This window comes from Faecalibacterium sp. Marseille-Q0746, from assembly GCF_017377595.1.
Taxonomy (GTDB): domain Bacteria; phylum Bacillota; class Clostridia; order Oscillospirales; family Ruminococcaceae; genus Faecalibacterium; species Faecalibacterium duncaniae.
In genome coordinates this window covers 136,956-151,165 of sequence record NZ_JAFREI010000003.1, presented here as the reverse complement: position 1 = coordinate 151,165, position 14,210 = coordinate 136,956, and the positions used below count along the sequence as shown (strand labels likewise).

The 14,210-nt window shown below is 55.0% G+C and carries 19 protein-coding genes and 1 tRNA gene; 6 read left to right on the top strand and 14 right to left on the bottom strand.

Going from position 1 to position 14,210, the window contains the following annotated elements; translation table 11 throughout:
- Positions 1 to 42: 42 nt before the first annotated feature.
- The gene (locus J3351_RS03275; protein WP_207697115.1) at positions 43 to 1,413 is read left to right on the top strand and encodes an MATE family efflux transporter; all 1,371 of its coding nucleotides are present in this window, start codon (positions 43 to 45) and stop codon (positions 1,411 to 1,413) included.
- 76 nt (positions 1,414 to 1,489) lie between these two features.
- Here J3351_RS03275 and J3351_RS03270 read toward each other — a convergent pair whose 3' ends face one another.
- From J3351_RS03270 to J3351_RS03255, 4 genes are all read right to left on the bottom strand, one after another.
- Positions 1,490 to 2,125 carry a hypothetical protein gene (locus tag J3351_RS03270; RefSeq protein ID WP_005929631.1) on the bottom strand — a complete coding sequence of 212 codons (636 nt, stop codon included), beginning with the start codon at positions 2,123 to 2,125 and terminating at the stop codon, positions 1,490 to 1,492.
- A 249-nt stretch (positions 2,126 to 2,374) separates the two neighbouring features.
- The gene (locus J3351_RS03265) at positions 2,375 to 2,914 is read right to left on the bottom strand and encodes a twin-arginine translocation signal domain-containing protein (protein WP_207697114.1); all 540 of its coding nucleotides are present in this window, start codon (positions 2,912 to 2,914) and stop codon (positions 2,375 to 2,377) included.
- A gap of 159 nt (positions 2,915 to 3,073) precedes the next feature.
- The gene (locus J3351_RS03260; protein ID WP_207697113.1) at positions 3,074 to 3,697 is read right to left on the bottom strand and encodes a twin-arginine translocation signal domain-containing protein; all 624 of its coding nucleotides are present in this window, start codon (positions 3,695 to 3,697) and stop codon (positions 3,074 to 3,076) included.
- A gap of 119 nt (positions 3,698 to 3,816) precedes the next feature.
- Entirely contained in the window at positions 3,817 to 4,512 is a 696-nt protein-coding gene (locus tag J3351_RS03255; RefSeq protein WP_005929618.1) for a helix-turn-helix domain-containing protein, read from the bottom strand.
- Positions 4,513 to 4,794: 282 nt separating this feature from the next.
- Between J3351_RS03255 and J3351_RS03250 the strand changes: the two genes are divergently transcribed.
- The gene (locus tag J3351_RS03250; protein WP_005929611.1) at positions 4,795 to 5,469 is read left to right on the top strand and encodes a histidine phosphatase family protein; all 675 of its coding nucleotides are present in this window, start codon (positions 4,795 to 4,797) and stop codon (positions 5,467 to 5,469) included.
- Positions 5,470 to 5,615: 146 nt separating this feature from the next.
- Positions 5,616 to 6,221: a twin-arginine translocation signal domain-containing protein gene (locus J3351_RS03245; RefSeq protein ID WP_098923411.1), complete on the top strand. Its 606-nt coding sequence runs from the start codon at positions 5,616 to 5,618 to the stop codon at positions 6,219 to 6,221.
- Positions 6,222 to 6,263: 42 nt separating this feature from the next.
- Here J3351_RS03245 and J3351_RS03240 read toward each other — a convergent pair whose 3' ends face one another.
- Positions 6,264 to 7,349, bottom strand: coding sequence for a DUF3048 C-terminal domain-containing protein (locus J3351_RS03240; RefSeq protein ID WP_207697112.1), 1,086 nt, complete (start codon positions 7,347 to 7,349; stop codon positions 6,264 to 6,266).
- Positions 7,350 to 7,383: 34 nt separating this feature from the next.
- On the bottom strand, positions 7,384 to 8,643 hold the full coding sequence (locus tag J3351_RS03235) for a DUF3048 domain-containing protein (protein ID WP_207697111.1): 1,260 nt from the start codon (positions 8,641 to 8,643) through the stop codon (positions 7,384 to 7,386).
- A 245-nt stretch (positions 8,644 to 8,888) separates the two neighbouring features.
- Here J3351_RS03235 and J3351_RS03230 point away from each other — a divergent pair.
- Positions 8,889 to 8,964, top strand: a tRNA-Lys gene (locus tag J3351_RS03230).
- A gap of 499 nt (positions 8,965 to 9,463) precedes the next feature.
- Here the strand turns inward: J3351_RS03230 and J3351_RS03225 are convergent.
- The 4 genes from J3351_RS03225 to J3351_RS03210 form a co-directional block, all read right to left on the bottom strand.
- Positions 9,464 to 9,697 carry a helix-turn-helix domain-containing protein gene (locus J3351_RS03225; RefSeq protein ID WP_154260042.1) on the bottom strand — a complete coding sequence of 78 codons (234 nt, stop codon included), beginning with the start codon at positions 9,695 to 9,697 and terminating at the stop codon, positions 9,464 to 9,466.
- On the bottom strand, positions 9,694 to 10,053 hold the full coding sequence (locus tag J3351_RS03220; protein ID WP_207697110.1) for a hypothetical protein: 360 nt from the start codon (positions 10,051 to 10,053) through the stop codon (positions 9,694 to 9,696). Before J3351_RS03220 ends, J3351_RS03225 begins: the two co-directional genes overlap by 4 nt.
- Before the next feature lie 255 nt (positions 10,054 to 10,308).
- On the bottom strand, positions 10,309 to 10,680 hold the full coding sequence (locus J3351_RS03215; RefSeq protein ID WP_154260037.1) for a PBECR2 nuclease fold domain-containing protein: 372 nt from the start codon (positions 10,678 to 10,680) through the stop codon (positions 10,309 to 10,311).
- 22 nt (positions 10,681 to 10,702) lie between these two features.
- Positions 10,703 to 10,975: a plasmid partition protein ParG gene (locus J3351_RS03210; RefSeq protein WP_154260036.1), complete on the bottom strand. Its 273-nt coding sequence runs from the start codon at positions 10,973 to 10,975 to the stop codon at positions 10,703 to 10,705.
- Positions 10,976 to 11,321: 346 nt separating this feature from the next.
- Between J3351_RS03210 and J3351_RS03205 the strand changes: the two genes are divergently transcribed.
- Together J3351_RS03205 and J3351_RS03200 are read left to right on the top strand one after the other, a co-directional pair.
- Positions 11,322 to 11,648 (top strand): hypothetical protein, encoded by a 327-nt coding sequence (locus J3351_RS03205; RefSeq protein WP_207697109.1) that lies wholly within the window; start codon positions 11,322 to 11,324, stop codon positions 11,646 to 11,648.
- 64 nt (positions 11,649 to 11,712) lie between these two features.
- Positions 11,713 to 11,910: a hypothetical protein gene (locus J3351_RS03200; protein WP_055188573.1), complete on the top strand. Its 198-nt coding sequence runs from the start codon at positions 11,713 to 11,715 to the stop codon at positions 11,908 to 11,910.
- Between the two features lie 77 nt (positions 11,911 to 11,987).
- Here the strand turns inward: J3351_RS03200 and J3351_RS03195 are convergent, their stop codons facing one another.
- The 4 genes from J3351_RS03195 to J3351_RS03180 all read right to left on the bottom strand — a co-directional run bounded on the left by J3351_RS03195 (position 11,988) and on the right by J3351_RS03180 (position 14,195).
- Positions 11,988 to 12,320: a hypothetical protein gene (locus J3351_RS03195; protein WP_055188572.1), complete on the bottom strand. Its 333-nt coding sequence runs from the start codon at positions 12,318 to 12,320 to the stop codon at positions 11,988 to 11,990.
- The gene (locus J3351_RS03190; RefSeq protein ID WP_154260033.1) at positions 12,317 to 13,243 is read right to left on the bottom strand and encodes a sigma-70 family RNA polymerase sigma factor; all 927 of its coding nucleotides are present in this window, start codon (positions 13,241 to 13,243) and stop codon (positions 12,317 to 12,319) included. The genes J3351_RS03195 and J3351_RS03190 overlap by 4 nt, the downstream gene beginning before the upstream one ends.
- A 65-nt stretch (positions 13,244 to 13,308) precedes the next feature.
- Positions 13,309 to 13,584, bottom strand: a complete 276-nt coding sequence (locus J3351_RS03185; RefSeq protein WP_154260031.1) for a hypothetical protein — start codon at positions 13,582 to 13,584, stop codon at positions 13,309 to 13,311.
- Positions 13,585 to 13,865: 281 nt separating this feature from the next.
- Positions 13,866 to 14,195 carry a hypothetical protein gene (locus tag J3351_RS03180; RefSeq protein ID WP_154260029.1) on the bottom strand — a complete coding sequence of 110 codons (330 nt, stop codon included), beginning with the start codon at positions 14,193 to 14,195 and terminating at the stop codon, positions 13,866 to 13,868.
- Between the last annotated feature and the right edge of the window lie 15 nt (positions 14,196 to 14,210).

The window sequence follows — 14,210 nt, the reverse complement described above, 5'->3', positions numbered from 1 at the left end:
AATGCCGGGGAGGGTTGTTTTCCGTAAACTGTGAGGAACCTTATGACCCAAACTGCGAAAAAATCCCCCTTCAGCATGAATGTGGACCTGATGCACGGGCCCATTTTCAAAAACCTGCTGCTGTTCATGCTGCCCATCTTCATCTCCAACCTGTTCCAGCAGCTCTATAACACCGTGGACACCATGATCGTGGGCAATGTGCTGGGCGATACCGCCCTTGCCGCCATTGGCTCCTGCGGCTCGATCTACGAGCTTCTGGTCGGTTTTGGCCTCGGTATCGGCAACGGCCTTGCAATCGTTGCAGCGCGCTCCTACGGGGCGCAGGATCACGATCTGCTCAAAAAGACCGTGGCAGGCTCACTGGTCATCGGTCTGGTGGCTTCCCTTTGCATTACGCTGGCAGGTGTGCTGGGCCTGCACCCGCTGCTGCTCATGCTGGACACCCCGGCGGAGATCCTGGACGATGCGTACCGCTACATCCTGACCATTGATCTGGGCGTGCTGGTCATGTTCGCCTATAACCTCTGCGCGGGCCTGCTGCGCGCCATTGGCAACAGCGTGATGCCGCTGGTGTTCCTGCTCATCTCCTCGGGCCTGAATGTGGTGCTGGATCTCCTGTTCATTGCAAGGCTGGGCATGGGGGTGCAGGGGGCGGCTGTGGCAACGGTCATCTCGCAGGGCGTTTCGGTGGTGCTCTGCATCCTGTACATCTTCCTCAGAGTGAAGATCCTGCTTCCGGAAAAACAGCATTTCAGGGTGGGCAGCCACCTTTACTGGGAGCTGTTCAGCCAGAGCATCTCCATGGGCCTGATGAGCAGCATCGTCTCGGCTGGCTCGGTGGTGCTGCAATACGGCATCAACGGTCTGGGCACGCTGGTCATCGCCGGTCACACCGCCGCCCGGAAGCTGTTCTCCTTTACCAGCATGCCGGTCATGGCCATGGCATCGGCATGCTCCACGTTTGTTTCCCAGAACTGCGGCGCAAACCAGCCGGAGCGTGTCCGCAAGGGCATGAAGGAGATCGCCCTGTACAGCGTGGCGGTGGCTGTGCTGGCGATCTTTCTGATGCAGCTGGGCGCAGAGTGGATGGTGCGGCTCATCTCTGGCTCCAACGAGCCTGTGGTGCTGGAAAACGGCGCACGGTATCTGCTCTGGAACGCGCCCTTCTACTCGGTGCTGGGTGTTCTGCTGGCCACCCGCTACGCTCTGCAGAGCCTGGGGCAGAAGGTCCTGCCCCTCTTCTCCAGTGTCATCGAGCTGGTGGGCAAGGTGGTATTCGTGCTCTTCTTCATCCCGAAGTTTGCCTATAATGCCGTCATCCTCTGTGAGCCCATCATCTGGTGCTTTATGGCGGCGTACCTCGTGCTGGTCTACCTGCACGACCCGTTTGTGTTCCCGAAAAAAGCAGAATAAGGAAAAGACCCGGCTGCCGATGACAGCCGGGTCTTTGTGTCTGCGGGAAGTGGATGAAACGATCGGGCAAGGAGACTTACAGTGCCGAATAGCCGAAGCTGTTGACCAGTGCATCGATATGCTGGCCCGCCTTGCACATGGGGCACTCGCGGGAATCGAAGCTGGCGTAATCGGGCAGGTTGGAGGGGTCAAAAATAGAGGTGACCGGGATGCCCAGGCACTCGGTGGCGGTGGCGAAGATGGCGCTCAGGCCTGCCACGGTGCCGCCGTAGTAGTTGATCGCCTCGATCGCAGCCTGCACGGTGTAGCCGGTGGTGATGGAAGCAGCCAGGATCAGCACATGCTTGCCCTTGACCATGGGGGCCAGATTGTCGCGCAGGATGATCTGGCTGCCGGTGGTGTACTCCGGGGTGATGACATAGATGGTCTGGTGGGCGTTCATGTTGGCAAAGCCGTCCTTGGTCAGCTCGTTGGCAAGGCAGGTGCCGATGACCTGCGTGCCGTCCAGGCAGAGAACGGTATCCACGATGGTGTTGTGCTGGTAGGCAGCCACCAGCTCTTTTGCCACGGCCTTTGCCTCGGAAAGGCGGGATTTCTGGGTGGTGACATCGATGTAGTAATTGATGTGGCTGTGGCTGGTTGCGAAATGGCCCTTTGCCACACGCAGGAACAGATTGCTCTTGTTGGTGGGAAGCTTTACCATGTTGATCATAACTGCAACACTCCTGTTCTGTCAAACTACGGCCCATTGGCCTTTTTCAGGCGGAAACACAAACAGCGCGGCGGCCCCTGCCGCTGCGCTCCCCTTCTTTTCCATGAACCTATGGTATCAGAAAATGCGGGTGTGCACAAGATACAGAATTGCTGAAAATTTAAAGAAAAATTGAGATACTTTGCCAATGCGACAGCGCAAAAAAGCCGCCCGGCTTTCCCGGACGGCTTGGGATGTACGTTGGATAAGTTACTTGGTAGCAGTGGTAGTTTCAGCAGCCTTTTTCGTGAAGGTCCAGTTCATGGAATACTCAGCATATGTCTTGTCAGGCACATATGTCAGAACAAGCTTGTCGCCATCCTTCAATGCAGAAGGCAGAGTAACAGATACCGTACCGCTGGCAGTTGCGCTGTTCTCCAAGTTGGGATCAGACAGACCCTTCAGAGTAACATTGGGGTAGCTATACTTGGTTACGGTTTTGCCACTGGTAACGGTAACCTTGAAGTTATAGGGATCAATGCCCAGATTGTTAGTACGGCCAACAGTGACCTGGAAGGGGAAGTCAATCGTAGTACCGGACAAATCAATATCCTTGTACTTCTTGGCATTGTCATCGTAGGTGCCAAGAACGGCATTGATCTGCAGAACAGTGATGGAACCGGCACCTTCGCAGTACAGGTTCTTGGTATCGGTCTGATCACAGCCGGAGAAGAGGCCGGCACCCGCAACGGCCACAGCTGCAACAGCGGAGTATTTCAGGAAAGAGCGGCGAGAAAATGCTAACGACATAATCGTTCCTCCTTATAATGTGCAAAGCGCACGAAAATGCCAAAAGGCTCTGCCTATACAATAGGCGAAACGGGGGCGAATGTCAATGGTTTTCACAAATATTTTGTGAAATTTTCCCACCGTCGCCGTGCAAATCATACGAAATTTCGTCCTGCTTGATCAGGCTTTGGTCAGGTCAGAGGCGTTGATGGTAAAGTTCAGGGTCTTGCCGGAAACAAAGGTCGGGGTGTAGGTCACACCGATCTGCTGCCAGGTAGTGGGCACCATGCAGACCAGCTCAATGTAGCCTGCACCCTGCGGGGGAATGGCAGAGGCCGTGGTAAAGCTCTCGGTGGTGCTGTCGTACAGCTGGACATAAGCGCCGCCCTCGGTTGCCTGACCGTCGCAGGTGAAGGAGAAGTCGGTGGTGGAAGCGGACAGAGCGTGGAAGTAACCGGCAGTGTTGGCTGCGACCTGCTCCGGGGTATCCAGAGGATAGGCCTCGCCGATCTCCTGAATGTTCTGTGCGCCGATGGCAAAGGTGTCGCGGCTGGAACGGTTTGCAGAGGTGATCAGCATAGCAATGTACTCATAGCCCTCGGCATCGGGTGCACTTGCCAGAGTAAAGACGCTGGTCAGCTGGACCGCCAGATTGTTCCAGTTGCTGATCTTATCGCCGACCTTGACCTCGATGGAAGAGTTATCGCCGGCCTGGCAGCCGCCCAGCACAGCAGCAGCGCCCAGAGCAGCGGCAGAAGCACCGGTGACCTTGAGGAAGGTGCGGCGGGAAATCTTGTTCGACATAAAGCTTGCCTCCTTAATCAATGGCAGAAATCTTTTTCTTCGCTGATTCGTTTATAGCATTTTTTACCGGAAATTGCAAGGCCCTGGGCACAGAATTAACAGGAGTTTCACACAGAAGCTCACTGGTTGGGGTCCAGGCCGCGCACATGGGTCTCGCTGGTCTTGACCAGATTCAGCAGGCTGGGGGTGTACAGCGGGTATTCCCGGGTCAGGCTCTCGGTGGTCATGGCAAGGCAGGAGGGGTCTTTCACGCCCTCGGCACCGTTCAGGTCCTCACCGGCCAGCAGGTCCTCCACATTGCTCTCGCTCATCCGCATCACGGCATCGGAGTAGCCGGGCCAGCGGCGGGCCTCCACGCTGAACAGGCTCTGGGCGTTGTGGGGTTCGGCGGAGTAGAGCAGGCGGAACATCTTGGCCACGGCCATCATCAGGTAGGTGCTGACCTCGGTGGTCAGGGCCTTGCTGTGGCACTCGGCGATCTTGGCATACAGCACGTTCAGGCTGTTGGAGATCAGCTTTTTGTTCATGGTGGGCAGAACGCTGCCGTGGTAGACGTTGTCCTTCATCTTATCGGGGTTGGGCAGGTCATCGGCGTTCAGCATCATGCCGTTGCGCTCAGCCGAGCGGCCCAGCAGGTAATCGCAGGACACATTATAGTAATCCGCTACCCGGACAACAAAGTCCAGACCGCACTCGCGGATGCCCTTTTCGTAGTGGGAGAGCAGTGCCTGGGACACCCCAAGGTCCTCCGCGGCCTGCTTCTGGGTGATGCCGCGCTCCTTGCGCAGCAGCTTGATGATACGGTTGAATTCCATGATTTTGGACTCCTCAGTAGTGGAAATTGAACTTCTTTGAGTTTTGGTTTACAACATGTTGATTATACACAGTGGAAAACCAAAAGTAAAGCAAGAAAAGTAACGGAAATTCTCGTCATTTTTCGTCATTTTTGTCAAAAGGCTTGCCCCGGATACCATATCTATGCTAAACTAAAGACAATCAACGCATATTTTGTGGCGCACGGCCCGGGCAGGTTGCCCACTGCCGGTGCGAAATTTTACAGCAAAGAGGAACTCTTTGCCAGATAGAGGTGTTTTTCCATGAAAACGTTCAAACTTCATCTCATCCGCCACGGCATGACGGCCGGTAATCTGCAGGGCCTGTACATCGGCAGCGGTACGGACATCCCCCTGTGTGATGAGGGACGCGCCCAGCTGAAGGAGCTGAAGGAGCGGTTCGAGTATCCGCAGGTGGACACGGTGTTCTCCTCCCCGCTGGTGCGCGCTGTGGAGACAGCGAACATTCTGTTCCCCAATGCAGGCCACCAGTTCACGGTGCACGACCTGCGGGAAGCAGGCTTCGGCGTGTTTGAGAACCGGCCCGTGAAGGATCTGGTCAAGGAAGAGGATTTCAAGAAGTGGATCACCCCCGGCTCCGGCTTTGTGCCCGAGGGAGCAGAGCCCACCGAGCAGTTCCATGCCCGCTGCGCCGAGACCCTGCTCAAGCTGTTTGAGTATATGATCCGGATGGATGTGACCGAGGCTGCCTGCGTGACCCATGGCGGCGTGATCATGAGTATGCTGAGCCAGCGCGCGCTGCCCTCCCGCCACCCGGAACAGTGGATGGCCGACCCCGGCTGCGGCTATACTGTCCAGACCGACGTGCAGCTCTGGATGCGCGACCGTCTGGTGGAGGCCATCGACATCGTCCCCTTTGGCTACGCCGATACCCTGCGCGGGCAGGCAGAAGCCGAGGAAAACGAGGCGTTTGAGTAAGAATCTTTGCCGCGCCGCTCTGAAAATATCCAAAACACGTAAAAACGCGGAAGAACAGGTAAAATTCCGGGCAAATCTCTTGACAGAAAGCCAGGAATTTACTATTGTATAAAGAGAACTTATTTTCCCGTTAGGAGGAATCCCCGATGTCACAATCCCTGTCCCGCCGCTCGTTCCTGAAATATGCCGGTTCCGGTGCAGTCAGTCTGGCTGCAGCTCTGCTCACAGGTGTTTCGGGCGCGGCTCTGGCCCCCTGCTATGAGGGCGAACCTGCTCTGCTGGACGGCAAGGCGGCAGTGGAGCTGCTGGGCTATGCACCGGCCCCGGAGCTGGACAGCACGCTGGTCTATCTGTCGGTGGAGAACCTCTCGGCCCGGCCGCTGGCTGTGGGTGCCAGCTACCTGCAGAGCCGCGGGCTGGACAGCAGGAATGCCCTGTACAGCCTGGGCACTGGCCTGACTGCCCTGTGTGACGGCAGACAGGTGCGGGTGGGCAGCTTTGCGGCTCCCCTTTACGGTGAGAATGCGGCAGATGCTTCTGCCTTTACCCTGAATCTTTCCGCAGGGCGCGGGGCGATGCTCCACTGCTTCTGCGAGACCCCTGCGGACTGGCAGATGCTTGAGCTGATCTATCAGCCTGACTTTGCCGCAGGCCAGACCGTCCATTTTGTGGTGCGTCGGGATGCCGATGAAGTTCATCTGGGTGCGGTGCCTGCCACCCTTGCCGAAGTGGGCAGCGTGGTCGATCTGTAAGAAAGCATAAAAAGAGACGGTTTGCAGGACCGTCTCTTTTGTTTATAACAGGTTTTCCCCGGTGGAATTCTGCACGGTAAGCTCCTGCCCGGTCAGGCTGGACACCAGCGCCAGATAGCTGCGGCCTGCCGTCAGGGTCAGGGGGCGGCCGTTGGAATCATACAGGAAGAAGGTGGTCTCGCTGCCCTGCGTCCAGGTGATGTTCCACAGGTGGCCCTCGTTGAGCCAGACACCGCCGCCCATGGTCAGGTCGTAATCCAGCGTTACACCATCGTCACGCAGGGTGGAGGCACTGAACAGGATGAGCAGGTTGTCGAAATCTGCCTGCTGGCCGTTGTTGGCATCCAGCTGCGGTGTGCCGTCTGCGTGGAGCATCCGGTAGGTCTTGCTGTCGGCATCGTAGGAGAAGCCGGTGACGTTCTGCGCATCAAACTGGACCCGGACACTCATGGCGTCCGAAGCATCTGCATCGGGCAGTTTGCCGCTTTCCTGCATGGGCAGCAGATTGGGCACGGAGAGGAGGGTTCCGCTCTCGCTGTCGGAGCTGCTGGAAGAGGTGTCCGTGACGCGGGATTCTGTCAGGGCCGGGGAGATGTTCAGGCTGCCCAGCACGCCCGAAAGTGCTGCACCGCTGGTATGCCACAGCGGGACATTCTGCCAATTGGTCTCACAGGAAAAGGCATTGGTGCCCACCTCCAGTGCGTCTACCGCGCGCAGAGAGTAGTAATCAAGGTAGTTTTGGTCAAACTGTCCGCCGCCCCGCTGTACCGGCAGTACCTGCTGGCCCACCAGCAGCCGCCAGTAAAGGTCCTGCCCGGCAGAGACAGGCCCGACCTGCGGCACGGCCCCCACGGCAGGGTAGACCAGGCAGAGCCGGGTGGCCTGCTGCTGTGCGGTCAGGGCTTCCAGCACCAGCGAGGCTGTGGAAAGCCCCCACTGGGTGGTGCTGGCGGCCGCGTTGTCAATGGTGATGGCGACGGGCCGCTGGCCCGGCCAGACAAGTTCCTGCCCAGTGAGCGGGTCAGTGGGACTTTCAGCGGGCTGGGAACTGGGGCTGAGCGCACAGCCTGTCAGCAGTGCGGCGCTGAGCGCAAAACAGAGCAAAGCGCGCATCCAAAAGCGTTTCATCGGTTTCCCTCTTCTGCCCCGGAGGGCGGGTGATTTAGTAGCTGAAATTGCTCCACTCATCATTGTCCACCAGTGCCAGATAGGTCTTGCCCCGGTTCAGGGTCATCTCCTCGCCGGTTTCGGTGTAGAGCTTGAGCGGATGGGTGGGATGCGGCTTCTCCCAGCGGCCCACCTGCACGCCGCCCCGTGTGAAGAGGTACGCCTGCCCACCGGCCACATAGTTGACCGACTGGACATCGTGAGAATCGCCCGCATAGGCGGCGATATCGGCAAAGCAGACCACCACGTTGTCAAAGGTCAGCTGCTTGCCGGTCAGCTCGTCCACCGTGTTCTCAGAGGCTTTTTTGGAGCGGTTGTACATTTCCAGCTTGTAGCTGCGGCCCCAGCTGTTGTAGGTCAGGCGGGTCCTGTAGCTCTCGGAGTGGGTAATGCTGATGGTTTTGGCCGCAGGGGCACCGGGAAGGTCATTGGAGGCCGCGGTGCGGTAGTCGGCAAAGTGGAAGAAAGGCGTTTCGTTGGCGTAGGTCAGGCCGATGCCGGCATTACCGGCTGCCTGTTTGATCTCCTTGCCGGAGGTGAACTCGGTGTGTTCATAGGCTACATTGCGGCCGCGGTTGTCACGGTGGGCAACGTGGGGGTGGACCGGTGTGTTGAAGTAGCTCTTGCCGCCGATGTTCAGGCCGGAGTAATCGTATACATTGATGAACTGGGTGCAGAAAATGCTCTCGCCATCGTGGTAATAGAGGGCCTGATGGGGCATGAGCAGCTGCAGGAACTGGTCGCGGCCGGAGCGCAGCGGCCCGACCTCCGGGATGGTGTCTGCATCCCGGAACACGGCACACAGGCGGGTGATGCCGCCCTCCACCTTGCTCTCGATGAGCAGGTCTGCCGAGCCGATGCCGCGCTGGGGGCGGGCGTTCTGCTTTTCGGAGTTGGCGATGTTGTTGACCATCACACCCACCATCCGGCCGGTGCTCTTGCGGGCTTCGCCGGTCAGAGGGTCAGCGTCGTAGGCAGGCAGAAGGTTGAACGCAGAGCTTGCGGCTTCGCTGGACGCTGCCGAGGAGGCGGCTGCCTCACCGGCTGCGACCTCACCGGCTGAGGCCGCAGAGGATGCAGCGGCCTCAGAAGAAGCGGAAGAGGATGCCGCCGAGCCGCAGAACAGGCTCTTCATCCAGTCGGGCAGGTCACCGCCCAGAATGGCACTGCCGGGGCTTGCAGAGCAGCCGGTGAGCGCCAGCAGCGCCGCCGTCAGCCCGGAATAGCGAAGTACGGACCGTCGAGAAATTTTCATGGAAAAAGCCCTCCTATCGGATCGGCTTGCCCGGCGCGGAAGTGCGCCCGGCAGGTCGGTTGCAGTTTTGTAATGAACTGCTTTGATTGTACTGGTTCTTGCCCGGTTTGTAAAGGGGCAGTTCGTGGTAAAATCTGCCCGATGACAGCTTTGGGAAAGTTTTTTGTGCAGAAAGCTTGCTTTTTGCCCGGGAGTATGGTAATATTATTCGGCAGTATCGTGTTATACTGCGCTTTATAATGTATGCGCTCGTAGCTCAGCCGGTAGAGCATCTGACTTTTAATCAGAGGGCCAGGGATTCGAGTTCCCTCGAGCGCACCAAAGAAAAACCCACGATTGACCGTTGAAAACGCGGTACAAATCGTGGGCTTTTCTGTTTTGCAAGGGGTGCGAAACAGTCAAAATGTGCCTTATTTGTGCCTTACTCTTGAAAAAATGCCTTGCCGTGTGCCTTACGCTGTGCCTTGCTTCTGATGCCCGGCGGCGTGGGCGGGGCGGTTCAGGCTGCGAGATTTGCGGGCGGTCTGGGTGCGGCTGCTGTGTGTGTTGGATGGTGTCCGCCGGGACTGAGGCGGGGTGTGGTGCTGCTAGAGCGTGGCAGCTATGTGGGTTTGGGATTCTTCCCAACAAGTCCTTGCAACGCAAGGGGCCGTGTATGTACAGGGCCATTGCTTGCAAGAGCAGCGTTTGTATAAACAGCTGCACTGCTTGCAAGCTCTAGGCCCTCTGCAAGAGCACACGACTTTCCGCGAAAGTCTAGTGTGTTACACCTCGCCGCCGGGCGAGGTGTATGTTCTCGGTGTGCTCCCGGGTGTGTTCGTCATCCGATTTGTCGGATTCCGTGGGCGGTCTGGCCGGGCTCCGCCGGGACCGGGTCGCCCTGCTCAAAGTACCGGGCTAGGCTGTCCAGATTGACAAGCCACATATGCCCGGCATTTACATACCTGATTTTGCCTGTCTTACAGAGCCGCCGGATATAGGATGGTGACAGCCCATAGATTTCAGCGGCTCTTTTGACGGTTCCCATGTTCGGATAGCGGATTGTATTGTTCAAGCAATGCACCTCTTTTCCTGCTGGTCGGTTTGTGCCGTTCTCTGTGTGCCTGCATTAAACCATGAGGCGGGCCATTTTGCAAGAGGGCTGAATGTGGGCTGCGGTGCAGCGGGATGCAGCATTGATGATCGGGAATCTGTTCGGTTATTCGGAACAGCGTGGAATCTCTTTGCATCTGGTGCCATGGAGTGCCGCCCTGTGCCATGGGATGCCGTATCTTGCACCGGGCTTTCCCGGCGGAATATGGACAGATGGAGCAGCTTTTCGCAAGATTGAACATTCGGTGAAATCTTGTCATCTTGGAAATGAACAAGAATGTCGCTAAAACTTGAATATCTTCCGTAGAAAACAGCCATTTGAGCGATTTCCGACCCGGAAAAGGTACAAAAAACCCATAATGACACCAAACCAGCGCATTTCCGGTGCGGAAATATTCTAAAAGCAAAAGGCCGCTGCATCTCTGCAACGGCCTCTTTCTGTTCGAGAATCAGGCGGGGTGACGCTTCCCGCATCTCCTAACGATGGGTGACGGCTGCCTGTTCCGTCCTCTGGTTCTCTTTGCAATTCTATTATACCAGAACACGAGAAAATGTCAATTCGTGTTGGTTCGTTTAGTATTGCTTTAATGTGCCTTTTTCAATGAAGTTTAGAACGCGGTTTGTGTTCAGGCGGTAGACCGACCGGGCAAAGAGCTGACCCCGCGCGGAGACCCGGACAGCGACCTTGACAAAGACGCTGTTAACCTGCACTTCCTTGACATACTCAATGGAGCCGTCCTTTGCATTCAGGGCCACATAGTCCGGCGCGGCCAGAATCAGCGGGATATACTCCCCATAAAGGGCAAAATCCGCCGGGTGGCGGCTGACCATGTGGGCTACATTGGATTCACCGAGTAAGATACTCTGCCCCTCTGTCATGGACAGCCCCAGCAGGTCAATAACACGCTGGCACAGTATACCTACCTGTTTGGCGTGGTCTGGCATTGTTCAACATCCTTTCCCAGCCTTACAGCCCTTTGATGCTTTCCAGCAGGGCGGCCCGCCGGGCTTCTGTATCATCGTCCGGGGCATTCCGGGCGGCGTGGGGCTGTTCCGGCGCGGGGTGTTCGTCTAAAAAGGTTTTCACGGCCTGCTGCAAAACCGCATTGGACGTTGTCCCCTGTGCAGCACAAGCGGCCTTGAACTGCTCCGCCGTCTCCCGCTTGACCTTGCAGGCCAGAACGACCATGTTTTCTTTGTCCCATTTGGCATTGGCTCTTTTTCTTGCCTCAGTAACCATTTCTTTCACTCCTGTTCTGTAAACAGTATATCACAAAATCAGAACGGTTAACAGTACAAATATACACAGAAATACACTGTAAACCTTGTCAAATCTGTCAATAGACTTGTACGGTAAACAGTACTATAATAGAATCACAGCAAGGGAGCACGACCGGAAGGCAAGGGGCGAAGGATGTACCGGGAGCGCAAGAGCAGAACGCCAGCTAAGACAGTAACCCACTCCCGCCGCTGTATATGAAAAATGACCCGGTGAGAGCTACCAACTACAACACCGAGCCAAACCCAACAACAGGGTCAAGCCCAGTATAGCAGGGCTGGCCCGCAATGTAAAGTGAGGTCATCATATGAAGTACAATCTTTCTGAAATCATGCACAAGGCATGGAAGCTGTACCGCAAGGGCGTGGGCAGCTTTGCTGAAGCCCTGCACAGGGCATGGAACAGCGCAAAGGCCGCCCCGGTCAATGCCCAGCGCATTGAGAAAGCCCAGCAGACCGCAGGCGTGGCCGATCAGGTGAACACATGGACAGGATGGAAAACCGCCGGGTTTGAAGTCCTGCACGGTGCAAAGGCTCTGTTTCAAGTGGTTCTCATCCACAGCAGCAAGGGGGACAGCCAGACTTACCGCGCATCATTCTTTGGGGCATCTCAAGTGAAGCCCCTGAACGCCTGAATTGAACCGCTGACCCGGCGGCGCAGAGAAAGCCCGCCGGGGATATTTTGAAAGGTGATATAAAATGCGTACTTATGATGATTATGTCGAGAGCCGACAAGAGATGCCCGACATTGCAAAGGCAGAAGATGCTCTATCGGCATTGCTCAAGCGGATTGATAACAGCGAATTAAGGGATGCTATCGACCGTGCAGCGGGTCATGTGGCATATCTTAGGGAAAAATCCGCATTTGAGGCCGGACAAAAGGCCGAATGCTTATAACAAAAAGCCGGGAGTGAATTTTCACCATTCCCGGCTTTTAATACGTCGGCCGCCTAAAACGGTCGGCGTTTTTATGTTCAGGTGCTCGTATCATTCCAGTTTATACCGTCCGTTCCAAATGCCAGCACTAGCAACCTATCGATTGCGTGTGCGGTAATGGCATCATAATTGGGGCGGTCCCGATTTATGTGAAGCATTTTACAGATTTTCTGCGTAGATAGCCTTTCAGCGGCGATATACCGCAAGATGATTAAATTGTGATACCGTTTTTCCTGCTCATTGTGGGCAATGTTTCGGCTTGTTTCAAGAATGCGGTCAATAAACAGCCGTTTCCAATCGACAGCCGGTATAGTATGGTAGTTTTCAAGAACCTCTGTAAACCATTCCTTGCGCATTTCGTAAGACGTCATAATGCTAAGAGCTCCTTTTCCTTATTCGACAATTCAAGCCGTTTTAAGGCATTCAGGTCTTGTTTTATAAGAGAATCTGCCCGCCTTTTCCCGCTCTCGCTGGAAGAAAACTCCGCAAGAGCCTTTCCGTATTTTCCGGTGCGAATAGAGCGAAAAGCAGCCTCTTTCCAGTTGTACAATGTTTGAGGGGTAGTATGGTATTCTTCTGCCAACTGTCGAAAGGTTCGACCGTTAAAGTAATGCCGTACGATAAGAGAACACTGTTCGCCGGGAATATCGGCGAGGGCTTCAAACAAAATCCGGTGTAGCTCTTTGTGCCATTCTTGAGATATTACAGTATTTTCCATATCGGTATCACTGCTCAAGAAATCCAACAAAGAAGCGTCTGAATCTTCGCCACTGCACTCTATTCCAGCTTCAATGCTAGTTGTTTTCATACGGTGAAAGGCTGCCATAGTCCCGGCTATAATAGAATCGGACAGTCCCAACTCACGGAGCGCGGCTTCTATACTCACTTTCCGGCTGAGTGTGTTTTCTAGTTGCTGCTGCTTTTTCAGGCATTCACGAAAACGACGCTTCATAAAGGCCGGGACGCGAATTGTATAGCCGTTGCGCTCATAGTACCGGCATATCTCCCACTTTATGCGTTTTGCAACATATGTTGAAAATTTTATGTCTGCCGCCGGGTCGTATGTATAAATAGCCGCATGAAAGCCGAAAAAAGACTGCTGTTCCATATCATCAAACCCGGGCTCGCCTGCGTTCAGCCCTGTTACATTGTGGACGATTGTTTTTACAAGCCCACAGTTCTGGACCCACAGATTTTCTATAAGTCGCGTTGATTCTGCCGCCCCACGCTCGAGAGCCTGAATCTTTTTCACCTGTTCTTCATTGGTAAGTGCGTCCACAGTGTTTGGTGTCAAGGTAACAATCCCTTTCTGTCTGCCGAAATCGGTGTACTTTTGGTACACTCTTGGTATACGATGGACTATCCTTGTTTTGGCTGCCCAAAGATACGGATATAGTTTTCAGTGAAAATCCCGGCGGGGTGTTCATCCATGAAAGTTTTCGCATCAGACTTTGAAAGGACTTTTACAGTAATCGTGTCCGCAGCATCATTTTCTACTACGAAAAACCTACCATTCGGGCTTTGATATAGAGTTGCGCTGTGGAAAAAATCCTCACGCCTACACAGAGGCGTTGACTTGTCAACAGTGTAGGAATAGCCGCCAATAAAAAACACATTCTTCTTGCTGTCAGCCATTGTCGTTCCCTTTCTGATATGAAACAGTTGTATACTCTTGTCCTACTTTTGTATAACCGCTTTTTTCAAATTTTGGCTGGGTCAAATTGACCCAGTACAAGCACTGTATGTGTGTCATTTTGGCCCAGTGCAAAGCCATTTTCTACGGTCGCACTGCGTCAAATTGGCCCAGTGTGATGACGATAATACGTTATTTGACATTTTTGCACACTGGGTCATTTTGACCCAGATATACTATATATAGCCATCCATTGACAAAAATAAATAAGAAGATAAAGAGGTCACTCAAGGGTGTCTATATCGAATGCGGTTTCTTGTCCCTCGCATTCCTCAAGAGCTGTGCGGACTGTTTTCAGTTTTCGAGCACTCGAACGGCTGCGCGAAAGTTCTCGACGGTAAAAGCGCAAAAGTTCTTGACGCCCTTTTTCGCCGGGAGATGGTCGGAAATATCCGCCGGGACGATGTGTTGAAGAAAGACAGAACGAGCCCTCTTGCAGTTCTTTTGATATTCTAGCGCGGCATTCGCGCACAGATAGGCCGAGTTTTGCACTGAGAGCTTTTGCTGAGATAGCGTTTTCTTCTCCCACGGGGAGAATATCGAAAATCTTCATAACGGTGCTCCTTTT

Coding starts and splice junctions, on each gene's coding strand:
- J3351_RS03265 (WP_207697114.1), bottom strand. CDS start 2,914: ATGTCGTTAGCATTTTCTCGCCGCTCTTTCCTGAAATACTCCGCTGTT.
- J3351_RS03250 (WP_005929611.1), top strand. CDS start 4,795: ATGAAAACGTTCAAACTTCATCTCATCCGCCACGGCATGACGGCCGGT.
- J3351_RS03260 (WP_207697113.1), bottom strand. CDS start 3,697: ATGTCGAACAAGATTTCCCGCCGCACCTTCCTCAAGGTCACCGGTGCT.
- J3351_RS03210 (WP_154260036.1), bottom strand. CDS start 10,975: ATGGTTACTGAGGCAAGAAAAAGAGCCAATGCCAAATGGGACAAAGAA.
- J3351_RS03235 (WP_207697111.1), bottom strand. CDS start 8,643: ATGAAAATTTCTCGACGGTCCGTACTTCGCTATTCCGGGCTGACGGCG.
- J3351_RS03255 (WP_005929618.1), bottom strand. CDS start 4,512: ATGGAATTCAACCGTATCATCAAGCTGCTGCGCAAGGAGCGCGGCATC.
- J3351_RS03185 (WP_154260031.1), bottom strand. CDS start 13,584: ATGGCTGACAGCAAGAAGAATGTGTTTTTTATTGGCGGCTATTCCTAC.
- J3351_RS03205 (WP_207697109.1), top strand. CDS start 11,322: ATGAAGTACAATCTTTCTGAAATCATGCACAAGGCATGGAAGCTGTAC.
- J3351_RS03180 (WP_154260029.1), bottom strand. CDS start 14,195: ATGAAGATTTTCGATATTCTCCCCGTGGGAGAAGAAAACGCTATCTCA.
- J3351_RS03195 (WP_055188572.1), bottom strand. CDS start 12,320: ATGACGTCTTACGAAATGCGCAAGGAATGGTTTACAGAGGTTCTTGAA.
- J3351_RS03275 (WP_207697115.1), top strand. CDS start 43: ATGACCCAAACTGCGAAAAAATCCCCCTTCAGCATGAATGTGGACCTG.
- J3351_RS03215 (WP_154260037.1), bottom strand. CDS start 10,680: ATGCCAGACCACGCCAAACAGGTAGGTATACTGTGCCAGCGTGTTATT.
- J3351_RS03245 (WP_098923411.1), top strand. CDS start 5,616: ATGTCACAATCCCTGTCCCGCCGCTCGTTCCTGAAATATGCCGGTTCC.
- J3351_RS03270 (WP_005929631.1), bottom strand. CDS start 2,125: ATGATCAACATGGTAAAGCTTCCCACCAACAAGAGCAATCTGTTCCTG.
- J3351_RS03200 (WP_055188573.1), top strand. CDS start 11,713: ATGCGTACTTATGATGATTATGTCGAGAGCCGACAAGAGATGCCCGAC.
- J3351_RS03240 (WP_207697112.1), bottom strand. CDS start 7,349: ATGAAACGCTTTTGGATGCGCGCTTTGCTCTGTTTTGCGCTCAGCGCC.
- J3351_RS03220 (WP_207697110.1), bottom strand. CDS start 10,053: ATGGCTGTTTTCTACGGAAGATATTCAAGTTTTAGCGACATTCTTGTT.